A 9,447-nucleotide genomic window follows, 5' to 3' on the forward strand; every position below is an offset into this window, starting at 1 on the left:
GCGATTGGACAATTACCCCAGCCGGTAGTCGCTTCGAGAGAAGAAACGCCATTCAAAAAAAGACAGAAAAATTAGTCACAAATTAGTCAGCTTTTTTAACAGAAAGCTTCTAAATTTTTACGAACTTTTTACAGGTAAATTTGTATATCAAACACACTTTTAAAGTTTTCAACATTTACGCCACAAACTGTCATTCAATATTTTACACTAAAAAACTCGCTAGGAAGGCGGTTTATTCATTCCTTTTCCTTCCCATGTGGAAAAGTATCGTTAACACTCGGGTCTAAAAGTTTGGATATTTGTTATGCTTGAGATGCACATCTGCTCCAAGTTTCGTGTTTTTAACTTCTAGGCGAGAGGAGAAAACCTCCGTCACAAAATTAAACTTAACAACAACATGGCAAGAATCATTAAATTCGAAAAAAATGACTGTGCTCCATGCGCACAGGTGTCGGCTTACCTAGATAACAGAGGTATTAGTTATGAAACTATCAACCCCTTTGATCAGCCCGATCTGGCCGCTAAGTTTAAAATCAGAACTGTCCCCACCGTTCTAGTCCTGGAAAACGAGGAAGTACAAAAACGCATTATCGGCTTCAAGCCTGAAGAGCTGGCAACATTAGCACTGTAATAGGTTTAACAACTTAAACTGAGCGAAAATGGTCCATTTATATTACGATTCTAAAACTGGAAACGTCCAGCGCTTTATCCAGAAGGTGGCTCAAATCACCGGATGGCAGGTGCACAAAATTGAGGACGGACTGAAAGTCTGCGAGGCTGGACATCTTGTCACGTATACGACAAAGCTAGGCTGCGTTCCAGATAATACGAGATTGTTTATGGACAGACACGCGGACATGATTTACTCGGTGACCTCCAGTGGCAATAGAAATTGGGGAAAAAATTTCGGATTAGCAGCCAATAAAGTATCAGAAGATTACGATGTCCCATTGGCCATGAAATTCGAATTGTCGGGCACAATGGAAGATATTCATCAATTTATTGACATAATTAAACACCAATACAATGATAGCAAACGAGGTAGCAAAAAATTGGATATTGCTTAATAATGAGATCATGATTAAGCATGATGAGGAGTACAGCTTACACAAAGATAAGGAAGCTGTACGTGCCTATTTCTTGGAGTATGTAAACAAGAATACGGTGTTCTTTTACACGCTAAAAGAGAAAATAGACTATTTGATCGAGAACAACTACTATATCAATTTCTACGAGTGGTTTACGTTCGAGCAGATGGAGGAAGTATATAACTTCGTCTACGCTAAAAAATTCCGCTTCCAATCGTTCATGGCTGCGTTCAAGTTCTTCCAAAGCTATGCGCTTCGCGATGACTCAGGCGAGAAGTTTTTAGAACGCTACGAAGACCGCGTCGTTGCCGTTGCATTGTTCCTTGCTCGTCAGGAAGGCGTACAAAAAGCTATCGAATACGCCGAAATCATGATTAATCAAGAATATCAGCCTGCTACCCCGACGTTCTTGAATGCCGGAAAAAAACGTTCCGGTGAACTCGTTTCTTGTTTTCTGGACGAAATTGGTGACAACCTAAACGGTATTGGTTATGCAGTAGATTCTGCGATGAAACTTTCGTCTATCGGCGGCGGCGTTTCGTTTAACATCTCCAAAATACGCGCCCGTGGCGAAGCGATAAAAGGCGTCGACGGTCGTGCCGGAGGGGTGCTTCCGATCATGAAGATCATGGAAGATACATTTTCTTATGCGAACCAGCTTGGACAACGACCCGGCGCCGGAGCTGTATACTTGAATATTTTCCATGCCGACATTGAGGAGTTTTTGGATTGTAAAAAGATTAATGTTGACGAAAAGGTCCGTATAAAATCACTTTCCATAGGTATCATCGTTCCTGACAAGTTTATGGAACTAGCAGAGAAAGACGAAGCCTGCTACCTCATCTATCCACACACTGTTATGCAGGAATACGGACAGTACCTGGACGAAATGGATATGGATTTGATGTACGACGAATTGATCACCAATCCGAATGTAAAAAAGAAAAAAATAAATGCCCGTCATCTGCTCGTTAGAATAGCTCAAACACAAAAAGAGTCTGGCTATCCATATATTTTCTTTAAAGAAAACGCAAACAGAGGACACGCGTTGAACGGCCTGGGCAGAGTGAAGTTTTCCAACTTATGTACGGAAATCATGCAAGTGTCTGAAGTTTCAGACATCAACATCTATGGGCAGGAAGACACGATCCGCTATGGAATATCCTGCAACCTGGGATCCTTGAACATAGCGACGGTCATGGACAATAAACGCATCAAAGAAACCGTAAAAACGGCTATGCGGGCACTAACCGTCGTAACGGACGTGACCAACATTGATATGGTGCCGTCGATTGCCAAAGCGAATAGGGAATTACACTCTGTCGGGCTGGGCGCAATGAACCTACATGGGTTCCTCGCGAAGAGCTTTATCATGTATGAATCAACGGAGGCGCTGGACTTTGCCAATACGTTCTTCATGATCATGAACTACTATTCCCTTGAAGCATCCATGGAAATTGCAAAAGAAAGAGGAAAAACGTTTGCCGGCTTTGAGAAATCCGCCTACGCAGACGGCACCTATTTCGACCGCTATACAGAAAAAGAATACGTTCCGACAACAGATAAAGTCAAAGAGCTTTTCGAAGGGATCTACATCCCGACAAGCCAGGATTGGGAGAATTTAAAAGCACAGGTAAAAGAACACGGTATCTACCACGCCTATCGTTTGGCTATAGCACCCAACCAATCGACTTCCTACATCATGAACGCTACCGCGTCCGTTATGCCGGTAGTAGACATCATTGAGGTCCGCGAATACGGAGATAGCACGACTTATTATCCTATGCCATATTTAACTAACGACAACTATTTCTACTTTAAATCGGCCTACGATATGGATCAATTTAAGGTCTTGAAACTTATTTCTGTCATCCAGCGGCATATCGATCAGGGCGTATCGACAATTCTCCATACGAACTCGAAAGACTCCACCAGGGACTTAGCAAGATATTATATCTATGCGCACAAACTGGGCCTAAAGTCCCTGTATTACACCAGAACACGAAAGTCGACCGTAGAGGAGTGTATTTCGTGCTCGGCATAACTGTAACTCGTGATTCATAACCGGTTGGTTGGGCCTGACAAAGCTCACGGACAACGGTCACGAGTAACGAAACGTAAACTAAAAAGACTATTAAACGATGAAACAATATACCGCTGTAAATTGGAACACCCCAGAGAACGACTATGTGTTGATGTTCTGGGAACAGAATATTAAACAGTTTTGGATTGACACAGAGTATATCCCTTCGAAGGATATTGATAGCTGGAAAGGGCTCAGCTGGGATATGAAAGAGTGTTATAAAAAAGCTCTTGGCGGGTTAACGTTATTGGATACGTTGCAAAGCCATACCGGTATGCCCAAAATTATCGATCACATCAGCTCGCTACAGAACAAAGCTGTATTGTCCTATATGTGTATGATGGAGGCCATCCATGCGAAATCATACTCCACAATTTTCACAACTGTCTCCACCACCAACGAGATTAACGATGTGTTCGGCTGGGTACAAGAAAACAAGTTCTTACAGTACAAAGCAGCAACAATCGATAAATACTACCGCGCCATAGACAAAGAAAACGTCTCGGACGAAGAACTATTCATGGCTTTGGCCGCATCGGTACTGTTGGAGTCTTTTCTGTTTTACTCGGGCTTCTTTTTACCTTTGTGGTTATGTGGCCAAGGACAAATGGTAGCGTCGGCCGATATTATTAAGAAAATAGTTGCTGATGAATCTATTCACGGCGTTTTCGTCGGCCTGATCGCACAGGAAGTATTCGGCCGTCTACCGAACAAGGAAGAAGTAAAGGCGCGTTTCCTGACTCTTTTGAATGATCTTTACGAAAACGAATTAAAGTATACCGAAGAACTATATACGGTAGTAGGCCTGACAGCCGAAGTAAAAGAATACGTGCGCTACAACGGTAACAAAGCGTTAATGAACCTGGGCTTTGATCCGATCTTCGAAGTCAAGCAGGTTAACCCTATTGTATTGAACGGGTTAAATACCGAAACAACACAGCACGACTTCTTTTCAAAGAAATCGACGAACTATGAGAAAGCCATGGAAATCGTACACTTAAAAGATGACGATTTTAAAATGGATGTTTCTTTGGAAGTTTAAAGAGGACGTTGCATGTGATATCTTTAACAGACGTCAAAGCTTTAAAATAAAAGAAGAAGGCACTCTTGGGTGCCTTCTTCTTTTATTTTAATATTGATAGCCTTCCGTAGGCGTCAACTCAGGATTACGTTGTAGTTCATCCATTGATATTGGCCATAACAGATCCGACTCTCTAAAGGTTGCTCCCGCTCCGTTCTGAGCACCGATTAATGGAACAAAGTCAATTCGGCCCTTTTCCGTCGCAGACACCACAGGAAACATTCTCGTCCGCACGCAGTCGTCCCACATTTTAAACTCGAGTGGCAGCTCCCTTAAACGTTCTCTCCACACCTCTTTTACAAATTCCTCTGCGGACAGCCCCTGTAGTTCCGCCGTATAACTAGCCACATCTTTACCGTCCATATCAGCACGCGCTTTAATCTCTGCCAGATAGCCCGCCGCTTCCGCCGTAACGCCTTCAGATTCCGCAATAGCTTCCGCCGCGATCAACAACGCTTCCGCATAGCGGTATATATTCCAGTCTTTCGTACCGCGTCCAGTGTTTACAACCGCGTTCTCATCATGAAAGTACCATACGCCGGCCACATCAGACGTCCATTTCCGGCCATTGATAGGATGCGTATATTCCCAATGAAAAAATTGATTAGGTTGGATCCTAAGATCATCTTCATCATAGACATTCAAGAATCGGTTTGTCGGTCCGTATACACGTTCGAAGATCGCGTATTTGTCGAATACCGCGGTTGCCGAAGAGCTAAAAGCATACGTAGGCCAAGATCCACTTGTGCTGATTGTTTCGTCAAATTCATAAGAATAAATAACCTCAGGAATCAAATCTTCAGTGCGCAGTTTATTGTAAGCGCTACCCATGTGAAGATCGCTATGTTGGGTCAAAGCGTGAGGCGACGTCGTAACAATTTTTGCATAAACGGCCGCATCAGCATATTTGCTCTGCTGCAGGTACACATTTGATAAGGCCATCGCCGCCACATATTTGGTTAAACGATAACCGTTATCCGTGAACATGGCAGCTGGCAGGACTTCAACAGCCTCCTTCAAATCCTCTTCTATGAGTTCGTAGACCTGTGCCGCTGCTGTCCTGGATAGAAAGAAGGGAGCCATGTCGCCGTCGAAGGCCTCGTAAGGTTCTGTCGTCAACGGTATATCACCAAAAGTCTTCACGAGGTAAAATAGGTTGAAAGCCCGGAAAAACTTTGCCTCAGCAATCAGGCGCTTCTGCTCATTAACATCCATGCTAATTTCCGGAATGTGCTTTATGGCCCCATTCGCAATGTTTATGGCCCTGTATGAGTCGTTCCATATCGTATTCATGGTATTGGAGACAATTCTGGTGTTTTGCTGACGAGTTAATTGCCGGGCATACATAGTGATGAGCTCCTGTCCTTCATAGCTATTCGAGAAATACCCTGTCAACATACTGTTGATAGAAGCTGTGGGGCCAATGTACGCACTGCCTGCTTGCCCATATCGAACCGGCGCCCCCATTCGGTATAAGGATCTGATATTTTCGACGGCTTGTGCCGCATCTTTATAATACGCTCCGAGAGTAACTCCTGATCGAGGATCCTCATCTAAAAAGCTGCTGCAGGAAGTTGTCAGGAGCAGTCCACTGCATAACAAGCCAAACGCTATATATTTAGTTTTCATAATTTTTATCTGTCTTTATATTATAATGTAAGATTCACACCGAATGTAAAAGTTTTCGCCCTTGGATATGAGAAGAACGTTATATTCTGACCGAATTTGTTACTGTCACCTTGCGACGTGCTTTCGGGATCATAACCTTTGAAATCCTTAGAGGTGATCAACCAAGGGTTATTGGCACTTCCGTATACCCTCAGCGAAGAAAATCCCATCTTCTTGGCTAACCCCGGCTCAAAAGTGTATCCCAACTGAACCACATTAAATCGAAGGTATGAACCATCTACAACCCACGACGAATCCACATTTGTATCCTGTCCTCTATGTCCACTATTAGTCAGTACAACAGCCTGCTGCATTGTATTCGGGTTAGTGCCATCATAAGCGCCGTAAAGAATTTCCTTCAGGCCGTTGGTGATCCCAAAGCGATCGTATGTCGAGTGATAAAACTGCTGCATAGTTTCTACACCGTATACAAACTGTAGATCCACCATCAGATCAAAGCGTCTGTAACTAAAATTATTGATAAAGCTTCCTGTCCAATCAGGTGCACCTTTACCTAAGATTTCCTGCGTCGAGGAACGTTTAGGACGTCCGATCTGCTCTTTTGCTATATCTCCGTTCTCATAGTCCTCAACCGTGTACACCCCGTACCGTCTGTAGCCATAAAAGCTATTTAGATTTTCACCTACGCGGATGATGGCATTCGGCCCGCCGACCCAGCTGAGCTGGGGTATATCTTCGTTGTTAGCACCCAATTGCAGGACCTCATTTTTGTTATAGTTCATATTCAGTGTCGTATTCCAAGTAAATTCGTCACGCTGAACAGGAGTAGCCGTTACCATAATATCTACACCTTGGTTGCGTACTGAGCCAATATTACGCATCACCCAAGAAAAACCCGAGGAATTAGGAAGGGGCGCTTCCAGCAACAAGTCTGTTGTTTTCCGATTGTAATACGAAACATCAAAATTCAGACGGTTCTGAAACAGGCCTAGCTCCACGCCGACATCATAAGTGCCCGTCTTCTCCCATCTTAAATCAGGATTCGCAATACTACTCACATAAGAGTAAGGACTACGAGAGCCGCCCATTAGTATCGTCCCCGAAGTTACGTTAGCCAAAGCCTGGTACGGATTAATTTCGGAGTTTCCGGTCAAACCGTAGCTCGTGTGCAGCTTCAGGTTGCTGATTAAGGTATTCCCCGCTAGGAAATCTTCATTAGAAACATTCCATGCCAATCCTAAAGAAGGGAAAAAGGCGTATTTATTGTTTGCACCAAATTTGGAGGAGCCGTCATAACGCCCGGTAACTGTTGCTGAATACCGGTCATTATACGAGTAGGCAGCACGTAGAAAGTACGAGTTCATCGCCCACCTGTTCCAGCTAGACTCCGGAGTGGAAGGTATACTACCCGCCCCTAGATTATACCATTCGAAGAAATCACTAGTAAACCCTTCAGTACGTGCCCTGCTATAGTCAAACGTACGTTCCTGCCACGACAATCCCGCCATCGCATTGATGCGATGCTTATCAAACTGCTTATTGTACGTCAGGTAGGTCTCTTCCTGCCAATATAAAATATCAGAATTCTGGATATCGGCCCAGCCATTCGGCATAGACAGGTTGTTAAGGGTAATGGAAGAATAGCCTTTGTACGCTTTCTTATGGCTATCAATACCGAATTGCGTTTTCAGATCCAATCCATCAGCCAGGTGGAATGTCAGCGCCGCGTTACCAAAGATTTGCGTATTATAACGCATGCGTTTTTGCAGGTCTAGAATAGCGACAGGATTAGACATTCCTTCAAAGCCCAACACTTCCGAAACGGAGGACGAAGCAGATGACGTATATCTACCATCGGGCTGATATACCGGATACCAAGGCAACATCTCAATCATGGTTCTCCGGGCGTCCTGTCCGCCTCCATCTTCGGGGGTAAAGCGCCCCCAGGTGTGGTTCGCGGTCAGATTAATACTTGTAGACAGCCACTCCTTCGGTTTGGAGTCGTAGGCCAACTTACCGTTAATACGCCGGTTGTCCGTATTGTTGACAATACCTTGCTGATCCGTATAGTTCAGGAATGCCCCCATGGATGAACTCTCATCACCCTGCTGGATATTCAGCTGGTGGTTGTGAGACAGTGCTGTCCGTGTCGCTTCCCGTTGCCAATCCGTATCATACAACGGATTGCCATTCGCGTCAAAATAGTTCGGGTCATTAAACCAATCGCTTTTATTAAGAGACCACGGCGTCCAATTTTCATTCCTGTTCGCGAGGAAGTCATCGTGCCATTTGTTCTCGTTTTCTAATCCTTTCATAAAAGCATCAACCCATTCCTGTGCGTTCAGTACCTCCATATAACGTTGTGGAGAACTCGAGCTGACAGAGCCTTGGTAAGATACCGTTTTACGTCCATCCTTGCTTCCCCGCTTGGTTGTCACAAGGATAACCCCATTCGCTCCACGAGCTCCGTAAATAGCGGCAGAGGACGCGTCCTTCAACACCTCTATACGATCAATGTCGTTAGGATTCAGCAGGTGGAAGTCTTCCATAACCACCCCGTCTACCACATAAAGTGGGTTCGACGACGAATTAATAGTAGCCATACCACGGATAACAACGCGGTTCGCGTAGGCCCCCGGCTGGCTTGAGTTAGAAAAGATATTCACGCCCGCCGCTTTACCCCGTAGGTTGTCCAACGGACTGAAATTCTGAGCCTTGACCATATCCTCTCCTTTTACCATGGAGATAGATCCCGTTACATCCGACTTCCGCATTGTACCGTAACCCACAACGACGACTTCCTCTAAAGACGACTCGTCACCCTCTAAAGAGAAATTAACCGGTCCCGTTCCTACTGTTACCTCTGCGGTTTTGTAGCCCAAGAAATTTGCGGTCAGCACTTGCCCGGCCGTCGCCTCAATAGAAAACGCCCCGTTCTCATCTGTCTGCGTAGCAACCGTTGTGCCTTTGACCGCGACTGTGGCACCGATGATAGGTTCTCCCGTTCCCGCGTCTTTTACTGTTCCAGTTACCGTCTGCTGTACTTGTGCCCCATAGCTACTCCCCCTTTCTTCCGGAAAGAGGTTCCCATGGGCGTAGGCATTTCCATAACTAGTCGCCAGAAGCACGAGCGGGACAATCCACACCCTGCTGCCCTTTTTTTTAAATTTGTTAGAGTTCCACATAAGTTTGAAGTTTGTAAAATGTAGTTTAGCTAAATCGATTTATAAGTTAGACAACAAAATACTCACCCTCTTGTTTGAAAAAAAAACAGAAGATGACAGGTTTATAGTTGCTTTCCCTTAACACTAATTAACAAATAAATTATCAAAACAACCAAGAAATTATCGAACATTTTTTAAAGGAATATTCCAGCCTATATCACTTTCTTCTAGCTGCAACACAATATATTTCTCATCATAGTTGTATAAAACACTATAAAAAGTATATAAAAAGAAGGCGTCTAAAAAGGAGGGCACTGAAAAAGCCTCAATTTTTTAATGAGATTTAAAGAAATGACTGAGTATAGGTGTTCCCTTACTCGGTCATTTTTGTTTAAAGGGTTT

6 protein-coding genes are annotated in these 9,447 nt (G+C 44.2%); 4 read left to right on the forward strand and 2 right to left on the reverse strand.

The genetic code is table 11. From position 1 onward, the window contains the following. Nucleotides 1-397 precede the first annotated feature (397 nt). The 4 genes from BC792_RS08580 (at nt 398) to nrdF (ending at nt 4,213) form a co-directional block, all read left to right on the forward strand. A complete protein-coding gene (locus BC792_RS08580; protein ID WP_148908581.1) occupies nt 398-631 on the forward strand; it encodes a glutaredoxin family protein in 234 nt (77 codons plus the stop codon). Nucleotides 632-659: 28 nt separating this feature from the next. Beyond that, nucleotides 660-1,067, forward strand: coding sequence for a class Ib ribonucleoside-diphosphate reductase assembly flavoprotein NrdI (nrdI, locus tag BC792_RS08585; RefSeq protein ID WP_148908582.1), 408 nt, complete (start codon nt 660-662; stop codon nt 1,065-1,067). Next, nucleotides 1,027-3,132, forward strand: coding sequence for a class 1b ribonucleoside-diphosphate reductase subunit alpha (gene nrdE / locus BC792_RS08590; RefSeq protein ID WP_148908583.1), 2,106 nt, complete (start codon nt 1,027-1,029; stop codon nt 3,130-3,132). Before nrdI ends, nrdE begins: the two co-directional genes overlap by 41 nt. Before the next feature lie 97 nt (nt 3,133-3,229). After that, nucleotides 3,230-4,213, forward strand: coding sequence for a class 1b ribonucleoside-diphosphate reductase subunit beta (gene nrdF, locus BC792_RS08595; RefSeq protein ID WP_148908584.1), 984 nt, complete (start codon nt 3,230-3,232; stop codon nt 4,211-4,213). Between the two features lie 87 nt (nt 4,214-4,300). On the opposite strand, the gene BC792_RS08600 is transcribed toward nrdF, so the two are convergent. Then, nucleotides 4,301-5,881 carry a RagB/SusD family nutrient uptake outer membrane protein gene (locus BC792_RS08600; RefSeq protein ID WP_148908585.1) on the reverse strand — a complete coding sequence of 527 codons (1,581 nt, stop codon included), beginning with the start codon at nt 5,879-5,881 and terminating at the stop codon, nt 4,301-4,303. A 20-nt stretch (nt 5,882-5,901) separates the two neighbouring features. Then, entirely contained in the window at nt 5,902-9,066 is a 3,165-nt protein-coding gene (locus BC792_RS08605) for a SusC/RagA family TonB-linked outer membrane protein (protein WP_148908586.1), read from the reverse strand. Between the last annotated feature and the right edge of the window lie 381 nt (nt 9,067-9,447).

This window comes from Sphingobacterium allocomposti (assembly GCF_008124885.1).
In the GTDB taxonomy this organism is placed as follows: Bacteria; Bacteroidota; Bacteroidia; order Sphingobacteriales; family Sphingobacteriaceae; genus Sphingobacterium; species Sphingobacterium allocomposti.

What these genes read in the sequence shown, in the direction of transcription:
- BC792_RS08605 (WP_148908586.1), bottom strand. Translation starts at nt 9,066, where the DNA reads ATGTGGAACTCTAACAAATTTAAAAAAAAGGGCAGCAGGGTGTGGATT.
- nrdE (WP_148908583.1), top strand. Translation starts at nt 1,027, where the DNA reads ATGATAGCAAACGAGGTAGCAAAAAATTGGATATTGCTTAATAATGAG.
- nrdF (WP_148908584.1), top strand. Translation starts at nt 3,230, where the DNA reads ATGAAACAATATACCGCTGTAAATTGGAACACCCCAGAGAACGACTAT.
- BC792_RS08580 (WP_148908581.1), top strand. Translation starts at nt 398, where the DNA reads ATGGCAAGAATCATTAAATTCGAAAAAAATGACTGTGCTCCATGCGCA.
- nrdI (WP_148908582.1), top strand. Translation starts at nt 660, where the DNA reads ATGGTCCATTTATATTACGATTCTAAAACTGGAAACGTCCAGCGCTTT.
- BC792_RS08600 (WP_148908585.1), bottom strand. Translation starts at nt 5,881, where the DNA reads ATGAAAACTAAATATATAGCGTTTGGCTTGTTATGCAGTGGACTGCTC.